The organism is Devosia sp. MC521 (assembly GCF_014127105.1).
GTDB lineage: Bacteria > Pseudomonadota > Alphaproteobacteria > Rhizobiales > Devosiaceae > Devosia.
The window spans coordinates 1436545-1459718 of sequence record NZ_CP059902.1; the positions used below are offsets into that span (position 1 = coordinate 1436545).

General features: G+C 57.7%; 18 protein-coding genes and 1 tRNA gene. 8 read left to right on the plus strand and 11 right to left on the minus strand.

What is annotated here, in order from left to right:
* Positions 1 to 70 precede the first annotated feature (70 nt).
* Genes H4N61_RS06940 through H4N61_RS06955 form a run of 4 tightly spaced genes read left to right on the plus strand, consistent with a single transcriptional unit; the run spans position 71 to position 4745 of the window.
* Positions 71 to 1792 (plus strand): ABC transporter ATP-binding protein, encoded by a 1722-nt coding sequence (locus tag H4N61_RS06940; protein WP_182395547.1) that lies wholly within the window; start codon positions 71 to 73, stop codon positions 1790 to 1792.
* Between the two features lie 24 nt (positions 1793 to 1816).
* Positions 1817 to 2881: an iron chelate uptake ABC transporter family permease subunit gene (locus H4N61_RS06945; protein ID WP_182395549.1), complete on the plus strand. Its 1065-nt coding sequence runs from the start codon at positions 1817 to 1819 to the stop codon at positions 2879 to 2881.
* Positions 2878 to 3927: an iron chelate uptake ABC transporter family permease subunit gene (locus tag H4N61_RS06950; RefSeq protein WP_169194092.1), complete on the plus strand. Its 1050-nt coding sequence runs from the start codon at positions 2878 to 2880 to the stop codon at positions 3925 to 3927. The genes H4N61_RS06945 and H4N61_RS06950 overlap by 4 nt, the downstream gene beginning before the upstream one ends.
* On the plus strand, positions 3927 to 4745 hold the full coding sequence (locus tag H4N61_RS06955) for an ABC transporter ATP-binding protein (RefSeq protein WP_182395551.1): 819 nt from the start codon (positions 3927 to 3929) through the stop codon (positions 4743 to 4745). Before H4N61_RS06950 ends, H4N61_RS06955 begins: the two co-directional genes overlap by 1 nt.
* 55 nt (positions 4746 to 4800) lie before the next feature.
* Here H4N61_RS06955 and H4N61_RS06960 read toward each other — a convergent pair whose 3' ends face one another.
* The 5 genes from H4N61_RS06960 to H4N61_RS06980 all read right to left on the minus strand — a co-directional run bounded on the left by H4N61_RS06960 (position 4801) and on the right by H4N61_RS06980 (position 11007).
* Complete coding sequence (locus H4N61_RS06960) at positions 4801 to 6807, minus strand: aldo/keto reductase (RefSeq protein ID WP_182395552.1); 2007 nt, start codon at positions 6805 to 6807, stop codon at positions 4801 to 4803.
* A gap of 64 nt (positions 6808 to 6871) precedes the next feature.
* Positions 6872 to 7951: a sn-glycerol-3-phosphate ABC transporter ATP-binding protein UgpC gene (gene ugpC / locus H4N61_RS06965; RefSeq protein WP_169194089.1), complete on the minus strand. Its 1080-nt coding sequence runs from the start codon at positions 7949 to 7951 to the stop codon at positions 6872 to 6874.
* A 10-nt stretch (positions 7952 to 7961) separates the two neighbouring features.
* Positions 7962 to 8774, minus strand: a complete 813-nt coding sequence (locus H4N61_RS06970; RefSeq protein ID WP_169194088.1) for a carbohydrate ABC transporter permease — start codon at positions 8772 to 8774, stop codon at positions 7962 to 7964.
* Positions 8771 to 9661 carry a sugar ABC transporter permease gene (locus tag H4N61_RS06975; protein WP_182395554.1) on the minus strand — a complete coding sequence of 297 codons (891 nt, stop codon included), beginning with the start codon at positions 9659 to 9661 and terminating at the stop codon, positions 8771 to 8773. Before H4N61_RS06975 ends, H4N61_RS06970 begins: the two co-directional genes overlap by 4 nt.
* 71 nt (positions 9662 to 9732) lie before the next feature.
* Entirely contained in the window at positions 9733 to 11007 is a 1275-nt protein-coding gene (locus H4N61_RS06980) for a sugar ABC transporter substrate-binding protein (protein WP_182395555.1), read from the minus strand.
* A 133-nt stretch (positions 11008 to 11140) separates the two neighbouring features.
* On the opposite strand from H4N61_RS06980, the gene H4N61_RS06985 reads away from it, so the two are divergent.
* Positions 11141 to 12019 (plus strand): helix-turn-helix domain-containing protein, encoded by an 879-nt coding sequence (locus H4N61_RS06985; RefSeq protein ID WP_248306598.1) that lies wholly within the window; start codon positions 11141 to 11143, stop codon positions 12017 to 12019.
* A 19-nt stretch (positions 12020 to 12038) separates the two neighbouring features.
* Here H4N61_RS06985 and H4N61_RS06990 read toward each other — a convergent pair whose 3' ends face one another.
* The 4 genes from H4N61_RS06990 to H4N61_RS07005 form a co-directional block, all read right to left on the minus strand.
* On the minus strand, positions 12039 to 12338 hold the full coding sequence (locus tag H4N61_RS06990) for a hypothetical protein (RefSeq protein ID WP_169194085.1): 300 nt from the start codon (positions 12336 to 12338) through the stop codon (positions 12039 to 12041).
* A 186-nt stretch (positions 12339 to 12524) separates the two neighbouring features.
* A complete protein-coding gene (locus H4N61_RS06995) occupies positions 12525 to 14939 on the minus strand; it encodes a methyl-accepting chemotaxis protein (protein ID WP_248306578.1) in 2415 nt (804 codons plus the stop codon).
* 470 nt (positions 14940 to 15409) lie between these two features.
* On the minus strand, positions 15410 to 15691 hold the full coding sequence (locus H4N61_RS07000) for a hypothetical protein (protein WP_169194084.1): 282 nt from the start codon (positions 15689 to 15691) through the stop codon (positions 15410 to 15412).
* A gap of 303 nt (positions 15692 to 15994) precedes the next feature.
* A tRNA-Arg gene (locus H4N61_RS07005) sits at positions 15995 to 16071 on the minus strand.
* A gap of 77 nt (positions 16072 to 16148) precedes the next feature.
* Between H4N61_RS07005 and H4N61_RS07010 the strand changes: the two genes are divergently transcribed.
* A complete protein-coding gene (locus H4N61_RS07010) occupies positions 16149 to 16649 on the plus strand; it encodes a peptide deformylase (protein WP_182395557.1) in 501 nt (166 codons plus the stop codon).
* Positions 16650 to 16722: 73 nt separating this feature from the next.
* Positions 16723 to 17845, plus strand: a protein-coding gene (gene prfB / locus H4N61_RS07015; RefSeq protein WP_169194082.1) for a peptide chain release factor 2 whose coding sequence is annotated in 2 segments (ribosomal slippage) — positions 16723 to 16791 and positions 16793 to 17845 — 1122 coding nt in all. Because the reading frame shifts where the segments join, the coding sequence is not laid out codon by codon here.
* Positions 17846 to 17885: 40 nt separating this feature from the next.
* Here the strand turns inward: prfB and H4N61_RS07020 are convergent.
* Both H4N61_RS07020 and H4N61_RS07025 read right to left on the minus strand, forming a co-directional pair.
* Entirely contained in the window at positions 17886 to 18941 is a 1056-nt protein-coding gene (locus H4N61_RS07020) for a M23 family metallopeptidase (protein WP_169194081.1), read from the minus strand.
* Positions 18942 to 19077: 136 nt separating this feature from the next.
* Positions 19078 to 19554: a peroxiredoxin gene (locus tag H4N61_RS07025; RefSeq protein WP_182395559.1), complete on the minus strand. Its 477-nt coding sequence runs from the start codon at positions 19552 to 19554 to the stop codon at positions 19078 to 19080.
* Between the two features lie 124 nt (positions 19555 to 19678).
* Here H4N61_RS07025 and H4N61_RS07030 point away from each other — a divergent pair, with 124 nt between their 5' ends.
* Positions 19679 to 23155 carry a hypothetical protein gene (locus H4N61_RS07030; protein WP_182395561.1) on the plus strand — a complete coding sequence of 1159 codons (3477 nt, stop codon included), beginning with the start codon at positions 19679 to 19681 and terminating at the stop codon, positions 23153 to 23155.
* The last annotated feature ends 19 nt before the right edge of the window (positions 23156 to 23174 follow it).

Here is a 23174-nt window from a genome sequence, read left to right on the forward strand (position 1 = left end):
ACTGGCAAATTCGCACTTGCGCCACCGGCCGAGGTCCGGCAAAGCGTAAGTGGAATAGATTGGTCAGGTTATGCTGAAGCGCTTCTTTGCTTACTACGCTCCCTATAAGGGATTGTTTATATTAGACTTTGGATGCGCCGTGCTCGCTGGATTGCTTGAGCTGGCTTTCCCTGTCGCTGTCTCCAAATTTGTCGACGAGTTATTGCCGCAGGGAGATTACAACCTCATCCTCCTTGCGGGGATAACTTTGCTCGTCATCTACTGCTTTGGCGCTGTTCTTAAAGCCGTCGTGAACTATTTTGGTCACGTGCTGGGTGTCTCTATCGAGACCGATATGCGCAGGCAGGTGTTCGATCATTTGCAGAAGTTGAGCTTCCGCTTCTTCGATAATCATAAGACCGGCCATCTAATTACGCACGTTACCAAGGACTTGGAAGACGTGGGTGAGGTTGCGCACCACGGCCCCGAAGATGTGTTCATCGCCATCATGACCTTCATTGGCGCGTTCATTTTGATGTTCCTGACCAATTGGAAATTGGCAGTGATCACCGTGGTGCTCGTGCCGGTGCTGAGCTGGTTGGTCGCGACCCAAGGCAAGAAAATGACCCGCAACTGGCGTGAGCTGTTCCGCCAAGTGGGGGACTTCAATACCCGTGTCGAAGACGCCATTGGCGGCGTTCGAGTGGTCAAGGCCTTCGCCAATGAGGAGCACGAGGCAAAGCTCTTCGCCGGCAACAATCAGGCCTATAGGTCTACCAAACTGCGCGCCTATGCGATTATGACCACCAGTCAGGTCGTAACCTATCTCTCGACCCGAGTGGTCCAGCTGATGGTCATGTTGGTGGGTGCTTGGCTCGTTACGCTGGGTGAGTTGAGCTATGGCGGCTTTGTTAGCTTCTTGCTTTTGGTAACGGTCTTTATGCGCCCAATCGACCAGATCGCAGGCGTTTTGGAGAGCTATCCCAAAGGCATAGCGGGCTTCACGCGATTTACCAAGCTGATCGATACAGCACCAGATATTGCCGATAAGCCCGATGCCGTAACCGTATCGCATCTGCGTGGCGACATTCGTTTTAACGATGTGAGCTTTGCGTATGAAAGCGGCCGAACGATTTTGGCCAATATCAATCTTGACATCAAAGCGGGCGAAACGCTCGCTATTGTTGGACCGTCGGGCGCTGGGAAAACAACTCTTTGCGCGCTCTTGCCGCGCTTCTACGAGATCAATTCGGGTTCAATCTCCGTGGATGGGATCGATATTCGCGATATGACGCAAACCAGTCTGCGCGAGCAAATCGGCATCGTGCAGCAGGACGTCTTCCTCTTCGGTGGCACCTTGCGCGATAATATCGCTTATGGCCGCCTCGGCGCGACGGATGAGGAGATCATGGAAGCGGCGCGCCGGGCGCGGCTTGAAGCAGTGATCGCCCGTATGCCCAATGGGCTCGATACCATGGTTGGCGAACGCGGCGTAAAACTCTCCGGGGGCCAAAAGCAACGTGTAGCTATTGCTCGTATCTTCTTGAAAAACCCACCGATTTTGGTTCTCGATGAGGCGACGTCGGCACTCGATACGGCTACCGAATTGGCGATCCAACGCTCGCTGGCGGAGCTCGCAGTTGGCCGCACTTCACTGATCATCGCGCATCGCCTTGCCACTATTCAGCACGCGGACCGGATTGTCGTCGTCGACGAAACCGGCATTGTGGAGCAGGGGCCGCACGCAGAACTCTTGAACTTGGGTGGGGCCTATGCGCGGTTGCACCGGGCCCAGTTTGGCGAGTTGAATTAGCATGCTTGGAACAAAGGGCTTCTAATGGCGTCGCTATCGATGACAAGCCAAAAATTGGCGCAAGGGGAAGCGAAACGCCCCGGTGTTGTCGATAGCAATCGCTCGCGTTTTTTGGGGTTAATTGTCTGTTTCTGCGTGCTTATTTTCGCGGTGACACTCAGTCTTGGTATTGGCGCGCGCTATATCCCTGTTGCCACTGTTGTAGATGCCCTCTTCGCCTACAACGATAGCGACGATCACGCCATTATCGCCGGGCTGCGCGCACCGAAGACAATTATGGGCGTGCTGGTGGGGACAGCGCTTGGCCTGTCTGGTGCATTGATCCAAGCGTTGACGCGTAACCCACTGGCCGATCCTGGTATTTTGGGCATCAACGCAGGAGCGGCATTCTTCGTCGTTATCGGCATCGGCTTCTTCGGGGTCAGCGGCATTGGCGGCTATGTCTGGTTCGCACTGGCAGGGGCCATTAGCGCGACAGTGATCGTTTATGTCATCGGCTCGGCTGGTCGGGGCGGGGCAACGCCCTTGCGATTGACCTTATCAGGCGTGGCCTTGGGCGCCGTGCTGGGGGGCGTCACGTCGGGGATATCGCTGCTCGATCCAAGCACCTTTGACCGCATGCGCCAGTGGAGCGCGGGCTCCCTCGTGACGACGGGTTACGAAGCATTATCAACAGTTTGGCCGTTCTTTCTGGTGGGCTTTGGGCTTGCGCTGTTTGTGGCGCGCCCGCTCAATGCTGTGGCATTGGGCAATGATTTGGCGGCCGCTTTAGGCGCGAATTTGTGGCGCACGAGAACCTTGGTGGTTATCGCAACGACGCTTCTTGCCGGCGCTTCAACGGCCGCGGTTGGACCCATCGGCTTTGTGGGATTGATGGTTCCGCATGTGGCACGCTGGTACGTAGGTCCTGACCAGCGTTGGATTTTTTCGTACACGGCGGTATTGGCGCCGATCCTGCTTTTGGTATCCGATATTGTCGGGCGCGTGGTGTTGGCGCCGGGTGAGCTCCAAGTTGGCATAGTGCTGGCATTTATGGGCGCCCCAGTGGTCATTTTCTTGGCCCGAAGGGGCAAGGTGAGCGGATTATGAAAACGCTCGCGAGTGGTCGGCGGACTGTGGTTTTGCGATCGCGGCGCTGGCCGTTCTCTCAGCGCATAGATGTGCAGTCGTGGCTGGTCATTGGCGGGCTTTTCGCCGTTGCTGGGTTCCTCACAATCGTCTCGCTGGCTTCCGGCGATTTTGCGGTGAGCTTTCCCGATGTGATTGGCGCACTCCTCGGTCAGGCAGACGGTCGGACCCATATGGTTGTGGTCGAATGGCGTCTGCCGAGGGTCCTGCTGGCGCTGATCCTCGGCGCGGCATTGGGCATGGCGGGAGCCATCTTTCAGTCGCTGACGCGAAACCCGCTCGGCAGTCCAGACATCATTGGGTTTGACGCGGGAAGCTATACGGGCGCGCTTATCGTCATCACGCTGCTTGGCGGGGGCTATATGGCGGTCGCCGGTGGAGCGCTCGTTGGAGGGCTCGTGACGGCGCTGCTGGTTTATCTCCTCGCGTATCGTCGCGGCGTGCAGGGGTTTAGACTGATCATCGTCGGTATCGGCGTTTCGGCCATGCTGAACTCGCTCAACACCTGGATGCTACTGCGGGCTAAGGTTGAAGTGGCAATGATGGCGTCGGTGTGGGGGGCAGGGAGCCTCAATGGCATGACGCTCGAGCGTCTGAGCTATGCTGGCGTGATCCTGCTTGTTCTCATTCCGGCTGCACTGCTGCTCAGTCGCCCTTTGGCGCAGCTGGAGTTGGGCGATGATGCGGCGCGCGGTCTCGGTGTCAATGCCGAGAAAAGCAGGGTTCTCTTATTGGTGGTGGGCGTTGGCCTTACGGCTGTGGTCACAGCGACGGCTGGGCCGATTGGGTTTGTGGCTCTGGTCGCGCCGCAATTGGCGCGGCGGCTGACGGGAGACGCTGGCGTTGCCTTGCTGCCGGCGGCGGCAATGGGTGGGGTATTGCTATTGGCAGCGGATTTCATCGCCCAACGCGCCTTTGCGCCGACGCAACTGCCTGTGGGCATAGTTACAGTGAGCTTGGGCGGCATCTATTTCGCCTGGCTCCTTATTCGTGAGGCGCGGCGCTGATGACGGACGAGAAAAGCTACCCGGTGCGGCTCGCCGCTAAGAGCGCCACTTTTGGCTATGAGCAGCGGATCATCTCGCGCGAGTTGTCCGTCGCAATTCCGGACAAGTCTTTTACGGTGATTGTCGGAGCGAATGCGTGCGGGAAATCGACCCTCTTGCGGGCGCTTTCGAGATTGATCAAGCCTAGGGAAGGGCAGGTGATCCTCGATGGTCAGTCGATCCACTCTCTGCCCGCCAAGGAAGTGGCACGGCGCTTGGGCCTTCTGCCGCAAAGCTCGATTGCACCCGATGGCATTCGGGCGGCCGATCTGATCGCGCGGGGACGATACCCGCATCAAAAGCTGTTCCAGCAATGGTCAGAGGCTGATGAGGCGGCCGTATTGGAGGCCATGGACGCGACCAAGGTGACCGAGCTTTCCGATCGCCTGGTGGACGAGCTGTCCGGTGGTCAGCGCCAACGCGTGTGGGTGGCCATGGTTCTAGCTCAACAGACGCCAATTCTGTTGCTTGATGAGCCGACCACTTTCCTCGATATCACGCATCAGATCGAGCTGATGGAGCTGATGAGTGACCTCAATTCAAAGAATGGTCAGACCGTGGTCGCGGTCTTGCACGACCTCAATCATGCCTGCCGCTATGCCAGCCACATCATTGCGATGCGAGACGGGCAAGTGGTGGCCGAAGGCAGGCCATCTGACATCATCACGGCGGAATTGGTTGAGGCCGTGTTCGGCCTGCCGTGCCTGATTATAGACGATCCGGTGTCCCACACGCCGCTGGTTATTCCTAAAGGCTTTTCAGGGCGCTACGCTGAATAACGAAAAAGCCGCCAGAGGATTCTGGCGACTTCTTGATTCAAAACTTTAATTGCGATCAGCCCTGTTCAAGCCACTTCACCTGTTCTGGCGAAAGCTTGATGTCAAAGGCTTGCAGGCTATCGTCGAGTTCGAGCACGCGACGTGGTCCGATGAGCGGTATGCTCGGGAACTCTTGGGTGAGCACATAGGCGAGTGCAACGTGGATCGGGGACTTTCCGAGTTCCTTTGCCAGTTGCAGGGCGCGGTCACGGCGACCAAAATTCTGGTCATTGTACCAAACGCGGACCAGCTCCTCGTTGTCGGTCTTGTCGCGACCTGCGAGGTCGGTAAAGAAGCCGCGCGCTTGGCTTGACCATGAGAAGTTGGCGACCTGACGGTCAGTCAACCACTGCTTATAAGCGGGTGTCGACGAGGTGACGCAACCGTCCCAGATCGGATCGAGCATTTCTGCAAGGGCAAAATTGTTCGACAGCGCCTGTGGCTTGGTCTTGCCGGTGCGTTCGGCATAAGCAATCGCTTCGTCCATACGCTCCTTGGTCCAGTTTGAGCCGCCGAACGGACCACGAATGCGACCGGCCTTCACCTCAGCGTCCATAGCGTCGACGAATTCGCCCACTGGGACATCGAGATTGTCGCGGTGCATGAAGTAGATATCGACATAGTCGGTCTGGAGGCGATCCAGCGACTGGGTCAGCTGCTTGCCGATCACGTCCGGATAGCAGAGCGGGGAGTGCGCACCCTTGCCGATGAGCACAGCCTGTTCGCGGGTGCCGCGGCTGGGGTGCCATTCGCCAAAGAGCTTTTCGGTGTAGCCGCCGCCGTAGACGAAGGCGGTGTCAAAGAGATTGCCGCCACGCTCCCAAAACGCATCAAGCAGAATGGCGCCAGATGCGAAGGTTTTAAAATCTTCAAAGCCGAGCGCAACCGCGGAAGCCTGCTTGGAGAGACCCGGAATGGAGCGCTTGGGAATGATGCCGGTGTTGGCACCAAGTTTGCGGTTGTCGAGTGTGGTGAGGCGCGTTTTGGATTTTTCAATCGAGAACTCAATGCCCGCGTCTGCACGCCACTTATCGAGAACGCGCAGATTGCCCAAGGTGTCGTTCCAGCTCATGCCGGGTTCGGTAAATTCCTGACGACCTTCGAGGATCGCCTTGGAGGCAGCGTCAGCTTCAAAGGAATAGACGTGCCGGGTTTCATTGACCGAAACGCTCTCGGTCTTGCCGCCCTTCACGATCTCGATCTTGCCAAGGCCCTGGTCGCGATTGCCGCCAGCGAACCAGAAGTCTGGCACGTCGATGCGGCCTTGCGAGCCGTGGATATGCAGGACGTTGTCGAGATTGGCCATAACGGCGCAAGAAACCTGCGCGACGATGCCATTGCCGAAGGTGAGGATTGCTGCGGCGGTATCGTCGGTGCCTTCAGCGTTGAGCGCAGCCGTGCCAGCGACCTTTACCGGATCGGCGAACGGCTTGCCGTCCACTGCGCCAGCGAGCAAGCGGGCCATGGAAATGGGATAGCAGCCCACGTCCATAATGCCGCCACCGGCCAGCTTGGACGCAAACAGGCGGTGTTCGGGCTGGAAGGAACCCATGTTGAAGCCGAAGCTCGACTGGATCATGCGGACTTCGCCGATGGTGCCGGACTTCACCAGTTCAATGATTTTCGCTGTCTGTGGATGCAGGCGATACATGAACGCTTCGCCAGCAAAAGTGCCAGCCTTGCGGTGAGCGTGGAAGACCGCATCGGCCTCATGCGCGCTCAGCGCAAATGGCTTTTCGACCAGCACATGCTTGCCCGCCTTGGCAGCCTTGATGGCCCATTCGGCGTGGCCGGTGTGCGGCACGGCGATATAGACCGCGTCAATATCCGCATCAGCCAGCAGAGCGTCGTAGCCATGCACAACGCGGATGCCGGGGAAGTCGGTGGCGAGGGAGGCGCGGCTTGGATCGCGGGTTGCGATAGCCGCGAGTTCTCCATGCTCGCTATCGAGCAGGCCGCCGCGGAAGGCCTTGGCAATGCTGCCTGGCCCGATGATACCCCAGCGGATTTTCGTCTTCGTCATAGTCTAAGGTCCTTGGTATGGGACGACACAGCACCGGTCGTCCAAATTTATGTGGCGACTTGGGTCAGCGGATACGCTGGCCGTTGGCGGCAAAAAGGTAAGCCTTGCTCGGATCGATCCCGACGGTGATGCTGGTCGCGCCAACGTCGCTGCGGGCTTCTTCGCGTTCAATGATGATGGGTTCGCCATGCGAATGCGCGTAGACAAAGCTGGTCGAGCCCAGATGTTCGGCAACGTCGATGGCGAAGGTCAGCGATGGTCCCTCTGCCGGGGCCGTGATGAAATGCTCGGGGCGCACGCCGAGCGTGACTTTTTCGCCCTTCTTCGCATTCTGGACCGGCAGGGTGACAGCAACGCCACCATGATCGGCAAGGCGTACGGTAGCTGATTGAGCGCTGGCTTCGATAACTTCAGCGGCGAAAAAGTTCATCTTCGGGGAGCCGATAAAGCCGGCGACGAACTGATTGTCTGGATCATCGTAAAGATCGAGCGGACGCCCGACCTGCTCAATCCGACCGTCACGCAACACCACGATCTTATCTGCCAAGGTCATGGCCTCCACCTGATCGTGGGTGACGTAAATAATGGTGGTCTGGAGCTCTTTGTGCAGGCGCGCAATCTCGATGCGCATATGCACGCGCAGCTCGGCGTCGAGGTTGGAAAGCGGCTCGTCAAAGAGGAACACTTCCGGCTGACGCACGATGGCGCGACCGATAGCCACGCGCTGACGCTGACCACCGGAGAGTTCCTTGGGGAGACGGTCCATCAGGGGATCGAGCGCAAGGATTTTAGCGGCAGCATCAACCTGCCGCCGGATTTCGTCCTTGGGGACTTTAGCGAAGCGCAGGGCAAAACCCATATTCTCGCGCACCGTCATGTGCGGGTAGAGAGCATAGGTCTGGAACACCATGGCGATGCCGCGCTTGGACGGATCAACATCGTTCATCCGCTTGCCGCCGATGGTGAGATCACCAGAGGAGATGTGTTCTAATCCGGCGATCATCCGAAGCAGGGTCGATTTTCCGCAACCCGAGGGGCCGACGAAAACGACGAACTCTTTGGACGTGATGTCCAGATTAACGCCCTTGATGACCTCTAAGGCGCCGTAGGATTTGCGGAGTTCTCTGAGATTGAGGCTGCTCATTTGATGTTCCTCACTTTACGGCGCCGAGCATGCCCTGAACGAACTGGCGTTGCAGGACAAAGAAGATGACGAGGGTTGGCAGCGTGGCCAAAACGGTTGTCAGGAGGATCACCCCATAGTCGGGCGTGTACGCTGCGGTGAGCGTCGACAGGACGAGGGTGATGGTTTTGTTCTCATTGGTCTGCAGCACGATCAGCGGCCACAGATAGTTGTTCCAAGCGCCCATGAAGACGATGATGGTGGCTGCCGCATAGGTGGAGCGCATGGTCGGCAAGTAGACGAAAAGGAAGATTTGCCATTCCTTGAGGCCGTCCACCCGGGCCGCATCACGCAACTCGCTGGGGAACGCCTTCGTCGCCTGACGGAAGTAGAAGATGATGAAAATCGAAGCGATGCTGGGCAGGATCACAGCGGTAAAGCTGTTGCTCAGCTGCGCCCGCGAGATCATCACGAACAGCGGAACCATCAACGCCGCAAAGGGGATCGACAGAAACAGCAGGAGCAGCTGGAAAATGCGCTCGCGAACACGGGAGCGGAAGATCTCAAAGCCGTAACCCGCCATGGACGAAACGGCTAAGGTCAGAACGGTGGAGACTATGGCAATGTAGAAGGAATTGCCAAAGACCCGCACGAGATCGACCTGAGCCATCAGATTGGCGAAGTTCTCGAACAGGCTGGTGCCAACGCTGAGCCTACCGGTGACGATATCGCTCGACTTGTTGGTGGCACCTACCACCATCCAGAAGAAGGGGAAGACCGATAGGAAGGCGGCAAAGGCAAGCAGAGCATAGGTCGCCGTGCGCTTGATCAGATAGCTGCTCATGATGCCCTCCGGCGATCGCGTGCAATGAAGAACTGCATGATGCTGAGAACTGCCACAATCAGAACGATCACCCACGAAACCAAGGCCGAATAGCCAAAGCTTGGCATCATGCGGAAGGTGAGGTTGTAGATGTAGAGTGAGAGGGTCATCGTGCCATTGCCCGGGCCGCCCTGGGTAATGTTGTTGACCTCGTCAAACAGCTGCAGCGTGCCGATGGTGGACAGAATGGTGGTGAACAGGATCACCGGCTTGAGCATCGGAACAGTGATCCTCCAGAAGCGCGCCCACGCGGGCACGCCATCAATGCGCGCAGCTTCATAAATCGACTTGTCGATGTTCTGGAGCGCAGCGAGATAGAAGATCATGTTGTAGCCGGTCCACCGCCAGGTGATGGCGGAGATGATGACGATCTTGGCCCAGAATGGGTCGGTCAGCCACGGGATTGGCGCGCCGATAATATGCAAGCCCATGAGCGCCTGATTGATGACGCCATCAGTCGAGAACATCGATTTGAAAAGGCTCGAATAGGCGATCAGCGAGGTGACGCAAGGCAGGAACAGAAGAGTTCTGAAGAGCCCGCGGAAGCGCAGCGATGGATCGTTCAGCGCCACTGCAGACAGCAGGGCCAAAACGATCATGATCGGCACTTGGATGATGAAGAAGATGATGGTGTTGGTCAGCGCCTGAACGAGCAGGGCGTCATTGGCCAAACGCTGGATATTGGCGAAGCCGCCAAATGAGAAGCTGTTGCCACGCCCCACCTGAAAGCTCATCCAGAGCGACCAGATGATGGGGTAGATCATAAACAGGCCAAGCAGGACCATTGCGGGCATGATGAATGCCCAGCCATTGAACTGCTCATTACGGTCCAAACGCGCTTGCGCCATGTCCGCTCCAATCAAATGCTGGAATTTCTCGGAAGGGGGCAGGCCGGAACCCGCCCCCCGTCGGGGAGGAATTATTGCATCTGCTGGCGCAGCTGAGCGTCCATAGCCTTCAGCGCTTCGTCGATATTGCCACCGTTCGCGATGTTCGGGAGCTGGGCACGAACAGCGAGGCGAGCTTCTGGCGTGAAGGTGCCGTAGTCGACCGATGGAACCTGAGCGAGCCAATCGGAGAAGTTCTGCCAAACGGGTTCGCCGCTGAAGAATTCGTCGCTGGCCTTGTAGGCATCGCCTTCACGCGCCGCGAGGAGGGAGCCAACAGCGCCCTGATTGATCAGAATGCCCTGGTAGAAGTCGACGTCTTCAGCCCAGATGGTCTTGAGGAAGTCGATGGCTTCTTCCTGGTTCTGCGAGGAGGACAGGACGTACCAGCTCGAGCCACCATTGTTGGAATAGTTGGTTGCGCCTGCAACGTCATTGAGCTTTGGCATTGGAGCTACGCGCCACTTGCCAGCCTGATCTGCTGCCGACTTAACGGTACCGGTGATCCAAACACCCTGCGGAACCATGGCGATTTCGCCCGAGGTGAACGCGCCGGTGTAGCCGGTCCAATCCGACACTGGCTTGATCAGTCCGGCCTGAGCCATTTCCTGGAAGACTTCCAGGGATTCCTTGAGCGCAGGGTTGTCGAGAATGTTCGGCTCGTTCCCTTCCTTGAGGTACCACTGACCAGCGGACAGCATCATCATGATGATCTGACCATCATCATTATAGTCCATGTCGATCAGCTGCTTGCCGGTCTTGGCGAGAATATCCTTGCCGATCTCGACCAGGCGATCCCAGGTGATGTCCTGAACGTCTTCAGGCTTGTAGCCAGCTTCTTCAAGGTAGTCGGCGCGGTAGAAGAGGCCAGTCACGCCGGAGTCAAACGGCAGGGAGTAGGACTTGCCTTCATATGTAGCCGCCGCGACCTTGTAGTCCGCGAACTTGCTCATATCGATATGGTCCGACAGCGGCACGAACGCGCCAGGGAAGGACTGCAGGAAGCGCTGAATATTGTCGTCCTGAATCAAGACGATGTCAGGCAGGCCATCAGAAACGCCAGCGAGCAGCTGGGTCTGTAGCTTCTGGTTGATTTCGTCTTGGGTGACATTGGTCACAACGAATGTGGTGTCGGCATTATTGGCTTGGTAGCGCGCGGTGGCGTCGGCCATGGCGGCGATGTTGAAGTTCGGGTCCCAGGCCCAAACATTCACTTCGCCTGCGGTGGCTGCCGCAAAACCGAGCATGCTCACGCCAGCCATAGCGGTGGCGAGAGTACGTGCAAAACGCGTGCTCACTTTAGTCATAACTATCCTCCCGTTTTCAGTTGCTCTTCCTCTGAGCGGTTCTTAAGCTAGTTGAAGGGAGGAATTGGTCGCTTTGAAACGGTATCCAAAGTTGGCGGATAGTAAGATTGCTCACCAAGCATTCTATGTCGCCTTGCCTAATGGTGTTGAGCGTACGCCAACATCGCTGCATACTTTCCACGCACACCCCTTGATTATGACCTCTGCGCACTGGCATGCGCAGGTTGAAATCAATTATATTGTAAGAGGTTGGGCCCACTACAAAATGGCGGGCCATGAAGTAACATTCGCGGCGGGCGATCTTGCGATGTTCTGGGGCGGGCAGCCACACTGGATGTCGGCCGGTTCAGACGATCTTGTTTATGCTGGCGCTCATCTTCCGCTGGTGCACTTTTTCAGGCTACGCCTGTCCTCCGAGCTGCAATCGCGCCTGATGCAGGGCAATATCCTCATCACCCAAGATACCGATGAGTCAGACCCCATCAATTTTGCGCGCTGGGACGCCTATGCGCGCTCGGGCGATCCGATGAAGGCGAGCATCGCCGTTGACGAACTGCTGCTGCGCATCGAACGCGTCCGCTTCTCGCCGTTCCGAATGTTACCGGATGATAAGCCCATTGGCACATTAGCCAATGATCAGCACACCTCGCCTCTCGTGGTGCGCATTTGTGAGTTCATCTCGCAGAACTTCCGTGAGGAAATTGATTCTGTAGACATAGCTGTAGCGGCAGATGTTCATCCAAAATATGCGATGACGGTGTTCAAAAAATCGACCGGCATGACGCTGAATGACTACACCAATCTGATGCGGCTCTCTTATGCGCAGGCGCTGTTGATGCGTGACGAGGAGAGCGTTCTCACCATTGCGATGGACAGCGGCTTCGGCTCGCTCAGCGCCTTCAATAAGTCATTCCGCAAAGTTGCAGGCATGTCGCCGAGCGACTTCCGCCGCGAAGTGCGAACACGCCCACCGGTGACACCGGCAGGCGTTGATCATGTTGTCTATGCCTAGCGAAAAATTCGGCTAGCGCTCAGCGCTGGTCGATAAGCTTTTTGAAAAGCGATTTCTTTTTGATGCCGTCGGTCGAATGACCTTTGGTCTTGCTCAGATTGATGACCACGACCACATCGCCATCCTGCATATTGGCGCCGGCCATAATGTCTTCTTTCAGGCCAAGCGAATTGCGGGTTGAAGGCACGAGGAAAAAGCTCGAGGTTTCGCCCCAGATGTCACCATCGGCATTGGTCTCGATGGATTTGATCAGCGCATTATAGCGTTCCTGATAATCGCCACCGTCTTCAAGCTTAAAACTGACCGCAAACAACGCCACTGGGAATACTCCTAAATCCTGACCCTCAGCTTAGCGGAGATGGGCGAGGGGGGATAGGGTAGGGTGTGCCCAACTGATGGAAGGCGCCCATCGTAGGGGCTCTCCAATGAAGTAGGGCCGAAGCTTGGTGCTCCGGCCCTTGAACGCTATCGTCGTTGCAGGGTTAGCCCCTTGCTGGTTCCAACCTCAAAACTCGTCCCAATCCGAGTTTACAGCGGTATTGCCGCGACTGAGATAGGTTTGAGCGGCAGATGGCTGATTGCGGCGCTGGGGGCGGGCAGCAGGCGCTGCAGGAGCCGCCGGAGCGGCTGCGGAGGTGCGAGCACGGGCGTCGGTACGGAAAACCGCGACAACGCGATCCAGCTCATTCGCCTGCGCTTCGGTCTGTTCGATCGCAGCATTGGTTTCTTCAACAAGCGCCGCATTGTGCTGGGTCATCTCATCCATCTGGCGGACGGCGATGGTCACCTCTTCAATGGCCGAGGCCTGTTCGCGGCTGTCGCGCGCAATGCTGTCCATGAGGCGCGAGTTGGACTTGGCGGCTTCAACCATAGAGGCAAGCTTGCCAGCGGCTTCATCGACAAGGCGCGTGCCCACGGTGACTTCATTGGCCGACGCTTCGATCAGGGCCTTGACGTCGGAAGACGCCTGGGCAGCAGACTGAGCCAAACGGCGGACTTCGACAGCCACGACAGCAAAGCCCTTGCCCGCATCGCCAGCACGTGCCGCTTCAACCGAAGCGTTCAGCGCCAGCAGATTGGTCTGGAAGGCGATATCGTCGATGAGCCCGATGATGTTGGAAATCTTGGCCGAAGAGGTCGAGATCTGGGTCATGGCCAAGGTTGCCTTGGTCATCACTTCACCGCCTTCTTCGGCAGTGCGTGTGACCAGCTGCGCGTCTTGGTTGGCATCGCGGGCGCGATCAGCACTCTGAACGACCGTATGCGCGAGCTGTTCCATCGCCGCAGAGGTTTGCTCAATGGTTGCAGCCTGCTTGGTGGTCCGTTCGGAGAGATCGTTTGCGCCAGAGAGAAGCTCGCCAGTCGCCGTCTTGATCGACTGCGAGGTGTGCTTGAGCTGGCTAACAACGTCGCTCAGTGTTTCGGCGACGGCGTTCGCGTCTTCTTTGAGCTTGGCGAAGGCACCGCGGTAGTCGCCCGACATGCGAACTGTCAGATCGGTACGGGCCAGAGCGCCGAGCACGACACCGGTTTCGCCAATGCCACGATCCACGGTTTCGACCAGCGAATTGATGCTGCCTGCCAGGCCGTTCAATTCAGGATCTGGGAACTGGGAATGAACGCGCTTGGAGAAGTCGCCGGCGATAGCGGCATCCACCACTTCGCCGAAGGCCGCCTGCAGATCGGTCATCATATCGCGACGGCTCTGCTCGTCGGCAATGATGCGCGCGGCTTCTGCTTCGGTCATCTGGCTAATTTTGAGGCCGTTTTCGCGGAAGACTTCTACCGCACGCGCCATGCCGCCAATTTCGTCCCCACCGTCGCGATAGGGAACTTCGATGTCATACTTGCCTTCGGTGAGCTCACGCATAACCCCAGTCATGCGGACAATCGGCTTGGCAATCATACCGGCACCCAGGCGCACGAGTGCCAAGGTTATGATCAGCAGGACGACCGATGCGATCAGCGCCAGATTACGCGTTTCGTTGATCGAGGCGTAAATAGTTTCCGTCGGGATCTCCATGATTAGCGTCCACTCTTCGGACACTCCCGGAAACTTGACGCGGCTCGCAATGGCAAAGAGCTCGGTGCCGGTCGGGTCGATATAGCTTTGGCCAGTGGTGACCATGGCTTCGCCCAACATGCCGGCAGCAAATGCCGGCGGCATCATCTGGCCGACTTGCGCGGGGTCCCAGTGGGCCACCCACTGCGTGTCATGGCTGACCAGCATAATGCGGCCGGTGCCGAAAGGCTTCATATCGCCGATCAGGTGACCAATCGTATCGAGCGATAGATCCGCCGTGAGAATACCGATTGGTTTCTCGTTCTTCCGAATGATTTCAGTGAAGGTGCTGAGCAGAATGGACTGCCCATTGACTGGATAGGCGTAGGGTGGGGTCACCAGATCGCGGTTTTCCCGCAGTGGCATATCATACCAGCTCTCCGTGCCGTTCTCCGGCGACATGTCGAGCAGTTCGGTCTGCAAGCCGTTTTCGCTGTTCGTGAAATACGGAACGAAACGGCCGGTCGCATCAGAATAGGGATGGCCGATATGCTGGGCGTCATTGCCGTCGAGCGCATTGGGCTCGAAGGCGAGCGTCATGCCGGTGAGGGCAGGGTTCGACGAGACAACGGATTTGACCATTTCTCCGAGCTGGTCGCGGCTAAACTGAGCGTGCTCAATCGTTCCTTCAACTGCAGCGCTCAACCCGCGGGCTGTGCCGATGAGCGAGCTGAACTCGCCTTCGACCATCTCTGTATACGAGCTCATGAGGGCGCGTGCCTGCGCCTCTGCTTCGCTCCGTGCGGCGTTGGACATCAGGGAAGTGCCCCCGATCACGATAACTGCCAAACTGGAAGCGATGATAACACCTGCACCTGCCATCAGCTTGGTGCGTATAGTTAAATTGGAGAACTTCATCTCTCATGCATGCCCTGACGTCTCGTTCAAAGACTGAACTTGACGGGCCCTATTGGCCGTTCTTGACCCGATTACGGCCCAAGGTCTTCAGGGGTTAGTCTTTTAGGCTAGTGATGCCGCCTGAAGCACTTGCGTGCTCTGATCTGTCAACTTGCTTCCATGAATCGCGTTAATAGGTGGTAAATTACTGTGGCTCGTCATCTTCTTTGGATGTGATTTTTGTTTTCCGTCTACTTGCGACGAACTGTGTGGCTCAGCCCCGCATAGGCGGCACTGAACGCAGCGCGGTCGGCGAGGCCTCGGTATGTTTTCAATCGAACACGACGCCCACGAGAAACGCCAGGTGGGCTGGAATTCCGGGGGCTACCCAGGCCTCAGTGTTGATTGTGCCAACTGCACCTTACAAGGGGAGAGGAGCGGGGAAGCGCATGTGCCAGCGATGGGCCGGTTCGTGCGTTTCCGAGCTCATTTTACTTGGTGGTTGATTTCGCGGCCTCGTCGGCACGCTCCCCTGGTTCAGTCGGCTCAGCTGGTGGCGCGGCAATGGTACTGACAAACTTGGCGCAGCCACGGGCGGCTTGGACATGGGTGATCGGCGTCGTTCCGCCATTCATCGACCAATTCTGGCCGTTGTCGCAGGTCACCCAGTTTTTGCCGTTGACGCTGTGGATGACATAGGCTTGGGCGGCGGTTACGGGAATGATCAGTAAAGTGGAAACAAGAGCGATTTTGGCGATAAAGGTCTTCGTCACTTGAGGTCTCCTCCTCGTTGTCTGGAGGCAATGTGAGCCCAAGCTTATGAACGGAAGCTGAAGGGGCAGTTCAGTTGTGATCGACCAAACTCTCCCTCAATGCCTCGCGTTGTATTGAAAGGAGGAGCCCAATTCTTACCTGCGGCGCAACTGTGGGCACATCTTTTCACGCGCAACAGTTGACTAGGACACTGAAATCACAGCGCTTCCTGAGACGTAGACCGAACACAACTTTGGAGATACGGCGCAGGGTCACTCAAACCTGAACTGGCTGAAATGCTAACCTACATGTCATTGAAGCTTTGGTGATCCCGGCGGGATTCGAACCCACGACCCCAGGATTAGGAATCCTGTGCTCTATCCTGCTGAGCTACGGGACCAGCCATATGTCGACCTAGCAGCGTCGGAAACAAGTTTCAAGCTATGCGGTCGAGACGGTTTCGATTAGCAGAGATTTATGACCAAACCTGCGCAAATTCTATTTTATCCAGACCCTCGTTTCGCACAACGCGCGGCGCCGCGCCCTGTCGACACCGCGTTGATCGCGATCGGCGAAACGTTGAAGGCCACAGCTGCCGAGCATCGGGCCTATGGATTGGCCGCCGTGCATATTGGCGATGTGGCTCCGGTGGTTGTGGTGAGCTTTGGCTCGGTTGAGGGCAGGGACTATCGGCTTCTCTACAATCCGGAGGTGCTGAGCGCTTCTGATGAGGCGGAGCTCGGTACCGAGGGTTCGGTGTCGCTGCCGGGTATTGAGGTGGAGGTGGTGCGCCCCATCTCATGCGTCATTGGCTATGACAATGCGGCCGGTGTGCGCCACGAAACGGCGCTCTCAGGCTTTGAAGCCCGCGTTGCCATGCATGAGATTGATCAAATGAACGGCATTTTCTTCCTCGATAAGGTCTCGCGGCTCAAGCGGGATGCGGCTTTGCGGCGATTTAAGAAGCTGCAACGCTGAGGGAAACACCCTCACAAGGTTGATCGATTGGTGCGTGTCCGCTAAACGGAGCGCACGTAATAAAGGAATATCCATGCGCGCGGAAATCGAAAAGACCGTCGCCGAAATCAAGCAGGTCCTAAGCCTGCTGAGGAGGCATCTTTGACTGGGATACAGCAGAACTCCGTCTCGATGCGCTAACAGCGCAAACTGAATCACCAGATTTTTGGAACGACCCCGCCAAGGCGCGCGTCACCATGCGCGAGCGCGATGAGCTCGATGTCGCGGTGAAGGGTGTCAAGGAACTCGAAGCCGGCATTCGCGACAATGTCGAGCTGATCGAAATGGGCGAAATGGAAGGCGATGCGGATATTATCCGTGACGCTGAAAACGCCCTGCTCGAGCTTAAGGTTTCTGCTCGCCGGACGCAGATTGAAACCCTGCTGTCAGGCGAAGTCGACGCCAACGATTGCTATGTGGAAATCCACTCCGGCGCTGGCGGCACTGAAAGCCAGGACTGGGCGAACATCCTGTTGCGCATGTACACGCGCTGGGCTGAACGTCGTAAGTTCAAGGTTGAAGTCATCGAAATGCACGATGGCGAAGAAGCTGGGATCAAATCGGCAACGATTATGATCAAGGGCCACAACGCCTATGGGTGGATGAAGACGGAGTCTGGCGTTCATCGTCTGGTCCGCATCAGCCCTTATGACTCCGCTGCGCGTCGCCATACGAGCTTTTCGAGCTGCTGGGTTTACCCAGTGGTCGACGACAATATCGATATTGAAATTCGTGAAAGCGACCTCAAGGTCGATACCTATCGTGCATCGGGCGCCGGCGGTCAGCACGTTAACACCACGGACTCGGCAATCCGTATTACCCACGTGCCATCCGGCATCATTGTGGCGTGTCAGCAAGAACGGAGCCAGCACAAGAACCGTGCGACGGCGATGAACATGCTCAAGGCGCGTCTTTATGAGCAGGAATTGCAGAAGCGCGAAGAAGCGGCGAACGCTCAGGCGGCCAGCAAGACCGATATCGGTTGGGGGCACCAGATCCGCTCTTACGTCATGCAGCCCTATCAGATGGTCAAGGATCTGCGCACCGGCGTCGAAAGCGGCCAGCCGGATGTGGTTCTGGACGGCGACGTTGACAAGTTCATGGAAGCCGCCTTGGCGCAGCGCGTTGGCGTTGCGACTGACGTGACCGCTGACTAAACAAGATGATGAGAAAGGCCCGGGAGACCGGGCCTTTTTTCTATCCTAATTGTGCGCGTAGCCGGTTGCCGACGTCTAAAAAGCGTTTCGGATTTAAGGCTTGGTCGCCTTTCCTCACCTCAAAATGCAAGTGCGGACCAGTGGAGCGACCGGTAGAGCCAACTTTGGCAATAGGGAGCCCTGTGCTGACATCCTGGCCGATTTCGACCAGATAGGCCGAGAGGTGGGAATAGCGGCTCAATAGGCCCGAGGGATGTTCTATCTCCACCGTTTTGCCATAGCCGGACTTGCTGCCGACAAAAATCACGCGACCCTCTCCCGCAGCGAGCACGGTGGTGCCGGTTGGCGCTGCAAAGTCCAACCCCGAATGGAAGGCCGGTGCGCGCGTAAACGGATCGGAGCGATTGCCGAAGCCCGAACTCTGTCGATAGGAATTTTCGGCGAGAGGCAGGTGAACCGGGGCCTGTTCGAGGCTGGTGCGCGCCGTGTTGTAGCGCAGCAATGCCGACATCACATGATTGGCCGTAATCAACATATCGCGGGATTCAGGCCCTGAAGCCGCCGGAAGGAGCGGTCCGCCAATCGAGAGATCTGAGGAGAGTTGGCCGGGATAAATACCCAATGAATTCAACTCACTCGCGATGGTCTCTGTCCTGCTACTGGCGGTGTCGGCGATTGAGGTCATCACCGCGTCGGTTTCCGTGAGCATGAGATTGAGCGCGTCGGTGGTGGCGAGCAGATCTGTGGGATCGCCAAGCGTTGGCAGGCTTGGCACCGGCAGCGAGGCAATGCCCATCTGCCCGGCCTTATCGACGAGTGCTCGCACCAATTGCTGCTGTTCCAGCAGCACATCTTGCTGCTGCACGACTTCCTGCAATTGCATGTTGATGTCGCCCGCCTGGGCGTAGACGCGAGAGTGCAGGCGGTCGATTTCGACCCGCATCTGGCTCAGTCGGTCCTCGTAAGCAGAGATGACGCTGGTGTTTTGCTCGCCCAAGATGCGGGTGAGATCGCCCGACATGTAGAAGGCAAGGCCAGTTGCGGCATTGGTCGCAAAGAGCACGGCAAACATGCCGTAGAACAGTTTTGACGACACGCCCGCTCGGGGGGTGGGTCGTGCGCGCAACTCTCGGTGCTTTCCTGCCGTGCTCACGCAAATGCCTCAAGTAAAACGGGTTTTACTCAAGATGAACGATTGTCGTTAAAAAATACTAACCTATGTTAGTGGGGCTTTATTGGGCCAGTACGGCGTCGAGTTCGGCAAGAACCTTTTCGGCGTGGCCCGCGACTTTTGTGGCGCGAATGATGCGTGCAATTTTTCCATTGCCATCAATAATAAAACTCGTTCTGACGAGCCCCATAAACTCTTTGCCATAGAGTTTTTTGAGCTGCCACACGCCAAATGCCTCGATCATCTTGCGTTCGGGATCAGCCCCTAAAGGCAGAGCGAGTTCGTGCTTGGCGCGAAACTTTTGGTGGGTCGCGACGGTGTCTGGCGAAACGCCGAGCAGCACCGCGCCGCGCTGGGCAAACGCATCGGCCATGACGCAGAAGTCTTTGTTCTCGGTGGTGCAGCCGGGGGTGTTGTCCTTTGGGTAGAAGTAGACCACCACTAGCTGCCCTTTGAAATCGGCGAGGGAGACGGTGGTGCCGTCATCGCGCTCCACGGCAAAATCTGGTGCCGCGTCTCCGATTTTCAATTCAGTCATAAGGCACTCCTAAGATGTAGCGATTGAGAGGGTGTCGAGGCCACATTGCAGCCGGTATCATCTCCCAATGAAACGCCTTTAGGGCATTGATTCTCCGGGCACGCCAAGGCTGTTCGGGACAATAGTGAGTGACGCGATCATTTCTGCAGAAGCGCCGAAACCATCGCCATCCTCGCCGCCACGAGCCTGGGCTCGACAGGCGACCAAGAGTCTCGTCTGGCTTCTGGGTATTCCCTGCGCGCTATCCCTGATCCTTTATCTGGTGCTGTTGGCGACGCCGATCAGCCTGCCATTATCCGGACCCGCCGTGCGCTTGTTTGTGCAGAACGCCATGGGCCCCGATACCGATATCGAAATCGGCGACATGGCACTGGGGTTGGAGAACGGAGTTTGGCCCGTCATTCGGTTCGCGCCGGTCCGGCTGACAGACAGGAAATCGGGCACCCATATCGCCGTTGATGCTATTGAAGTGGGGTTCTCACCCGCCCGAGCGCTGTTTGGGCAGCCCGGCGCGTCCATTGGCATCGTCGGGCCAGATATCGAGATGGTGCAGGACCTGCACGGGCCGCGTCTGGTGGAACTCGAATTTCACGGCCTTTCAGAAGACAGCCTGCCGACCATCAGCGTGATGGAGGGCGCCGACCGGTTTCCGGCCATCGAGATCGATGCTGAGGGCGTGCAGACCGAGAAAAGCTCTGCCCCGCCCATGCGTTCGGACAATGATTGGCTGATTTACAATCTGGAAGCGGCGGAAGCCGCGATTTCAGACCTTGTCGAGCAGACGGCGCAAGGCCGCTTTTCGCGTCTCTATATTCGGGGTGGCGAGGTCGCGATGTTGGACCCCGTCAACGGCCTATTCCGCAGATTAGAAAATGTTGAAGTCGATATCGCGCCGGTCCCTGGCAATGCACAGCGCACTGAGGGCAAGATTTCCGCGACCATCGCCGGACGGAAGGTGCATGTGGCGCTGACAAGGATGTTGGCAGAAGACGGCACCAGGCATTTGCAGGCCGATGTGACCAACATCGACTACGCCAATATCCTACCTGTCCTTGACGGACAGGACGCTCTGGTGGCCTTGCGGGGAACTGGGGCGCTGTCGCTCGATGTGACCTTCACGCCCGATGTTGGGGAGCTAATCGGGGGCGAATTCAAGCTCGACCTCACCGGCTTGGACCTCAAGATCGGCACTGACAGCTATCCGATCGTCAGTTCGATTTTCGATGTGGTTTGGAAACCTAGCGAAGGGCGCTTTGTGCTGCAGGAAGGCACAATTCAGGTCGGGGACACCACGGCCAGTGTTTATGGCGTTATCGCGCTGGGGCTCGATAAGCAGTTCGGTTCGACCACGGGGATCGCGCTTTCAGCGCGCAATGTGTTCATCAACCCCAGTGATCTGCCCAAAATGGAGCAGCCGTTTGATCGCATCGATTTCTACGGCTGGTCCGCGGGGCTCTATGGCGCTGTTGGTATCGATCAACTGACGGTGTCCAAGGGCGACGGGCAACTCTCCCTCTCGGGTCGCGCTGACATGCTGCAGAGCGGCACGGGCATTGATCTGTCGCTGACTGGGCACGATTTCAGTGTTGAGGACATGACGCGGCTGTGGCCCTACATCACGGCCCCTGAGGCGAGGGATTGGGTTTTGCAGAACGTGTCGGCGGGTCAGGTTCTCGACACGCAGATGCGCTTCAACTTCCCCGTCGGCACGATTGGCGCGCCGGGCGGCAATGCACCACTGCCTGAGGACAGCATTTCGGTCATGCTCAGCGGCACCGGCATGGTCGCCCGACCGCTGCCGAGCATGGAGCCGATCCACATATCTGGCACGTCTCGCATCTCTATTGATGATGCTGTGGTGTCCTATTCGGGGGGCCTCGTCAGCGTCGCCACTGATGTGGGCAGCATCGAAGTAATCAACCCCGGCTTTGTGCTCGATAACTCGTCGCCCGACCAGACGGTGATGGAACTTTCCGGCGACGTGCTCGGCGCTATTCCCTCCGTTGTGGCTTTTGCCAAGGCGCATCGACCCCAGATTTTGGAGCAGCTGCAACTGCCGCTCGACATTGAAACCCTGTCTGGTGAAGTTGATGTCAACGTAGTGACGACGTTGATCACGGCGCCAGATAAGCCCGAACAGGTCGACTACGTAATCAATGGCGGGTTGAGCCGCTTTGGCAGCAGCCGTCCCGTCGAAGGGCGCGTCATTCGGGATGCCGAACTCCAGATCGCGGCGACCCAACACGCCTATCGGTTTAACGGCTCCGCCAATATCGATGGCATGCCGGCCGATATTCTGGTCGAAGGCACGCCCACCTCAGAGCCCACGCTGCAAGTGGCCTCGACGGTCTCGATAGACGACATTGGCAAGCTGGGCATTGATCTATCAGCCTTCTTGGAAGGGACAGTGCGGTTCATCGCCAGCCCACTCTCGGATGGCGCGATTGACCTCACGGTCGATCTTGAAGGGGCGGGGGTGAATGTCCGCGATCTGGGGATTTATAAGTCCATCGGTCGCGCGGGCACGTTGAGCGCCATTGTTCGGCTGGGCTCGCAAGGCACAAGGCTCGAAAACATCGTGCTGGCCTTTGACGATGTGCGGCTCGCCGGGACGCTGGAGCTTGACGCACAACAAGCGCTCAAATCGGCCGAGTTCGGCACCTTCCAGCTCAGCAAGGGCGATAGCGCCAGTGTCCGTCTGACGCCGCTTGAGGATGGGTTTGCCGTCCGCGTACGCGGTGAACAGCTTGATCTGAAACCTGTTCTTGGACGGTTCTTCAGCCTTGAACAGGGCTCGGGCGGCGTGGAAGCGACACAGGTGAGCGCGCCCATTTCGATGGATATCGAGCTCGATCGCGCCATTGGCTATTATGCCGTGACGGCGTTCAATCTCGATGTGGACATGCTCTTGCGTGGTTCCGATCTGCGCGGGGCAACGCTGGCAGCGCAGTTCTCTGAAGGCAATGCCATTTCCATCACGACCAATCCCGCTCCGAACGGGCGCACGTTGACAGTGGCCTTCAACGACGCCGGGACGATATTGCGATTGCTCGGCATCTACTCCCAGCTCGCCGGGGGCTCGGGTAGCTTGGTGATGACCACTGATCGGCAGCTTGATCAAGAAGTCGGGCAGCTGATCATGCGCAATTTCGCCATCGTCGATGAAGACAAGGTTGTGCAGGTGCTGGGCAATCACTCAGACTCGCGCAGTGCTATTGCCACGCAGAACCGTCTCGACTTTACCGCATCGCAGGTCGACTTCGTTCGTAAGCGCGACCGTGTCGAAGTGGGCAATGCGGTCCTGGCGGGCGCGACTGTCGGCGGCACTATGCGGGGCTTTATCTACACCGACCGCCGCCAGTGGGATCTCACAGGCACTTACGTCCCGCTCTTTGGCCTAAACAACGTATTCCAGCAGTTGCCGATCATCGGCGAGTTCCTCGGTGGCCGCGAAGGCGAAGGGCTCGTGGGCGTCACTTTTGCGGTCAATGGCGCGCTCGATAGCCCGAACTTTGTTATCAACCCGCTGAGCGTTCTGGCACCGGGGTTCTTGCGCGAGTTCTTCGAGTTCCGCTCACGCGAACTGCCACCAGCAAACTGAGCCCAAAAAGAAAGGGCGT

Coding starts and splice junctions, on each gene's coding strand:
- H4N61_RS06955 (WP_182395551.1), top strand. CDS start 3,927: ATGACGGACGAGAAAAGCTACCCGGTGCGGCTCGCCGCTAAGAGCGCC.
- H4N61_RS06940 (WP_182395547.1), top strand. CDS start 71: ATGCTGAAGCGCTTCTTTGCTTACTACGCTCCCTATAAGGGATTGTTT.
- H4N61_RS06995 (WP_248306578.1), bottom strand. CDS start 14,939: ATGAAGTTCTCCAATTTAACTATACGCACCAAGCTGATGGCAGGTGCA.
- H4N61_RS06945 (WP_182395549.1), top strand. CDS start 1,817: ATGGCGTCGCTATCGATGACAAGCCAAAAATTGGCGCAAGGGGAAGCG.
- H4N61_RS06975 (WP_182395554.1), bottom strand. CDS start 9,661: ATGGCGCAAGCGCGTTTGGACCGTAATGAGCAGTTCAATGGCTGGGCA.
- H4N61_RS07025 (WP_182395559.1), bottom strand. CDS start 19,554: ATGACTGAATTGAAAATCGGAGACGCGGCACCAGATTTTGCCGTGGAG.
- H4N61_RS06950 (WP_169194092.1), top strand. CDS start 2,878: ATGAAAACGCTCGCGAGTGGTCGGCGGACTGTGGTTTTGCGATCGCGG.
- H4N61_RS06970 (WP_169194088.1), bottom strand. CDS start 8,774: ATGAGCAGCTATCTGATCAAGCGCACGGCGACCTATGCTCTGCTTGCC.
- H4N61_RS06960 (WP_182395552.1), bottom strand. CDS start 6,807: ATGACGAAGACGAAAATCCGCTGGGGTATCATCGGGCCAGGCAGCATT.
- H4N61_RS06980 (WP_182395555.1), bottom strand. CDS start 11,007: ATGACTAAAGTGAGCACGCGTTTTGCACGTACTCTCGCCACCGCTATG.
- H4N61_RS07010 (WP_182395557.1), top strand. CDS start 16,149: ATGACCAAACCTGCGCAAATTCTATTTTATCCAGACCCTCGTTTCGCA.
- ugpC (WP_169194089.1), bottom strand. CDS start 7,951: ATGAGCAGCCTCAATCTCAGAGAACTCCGCAAATCCTACGGCGCCTTA.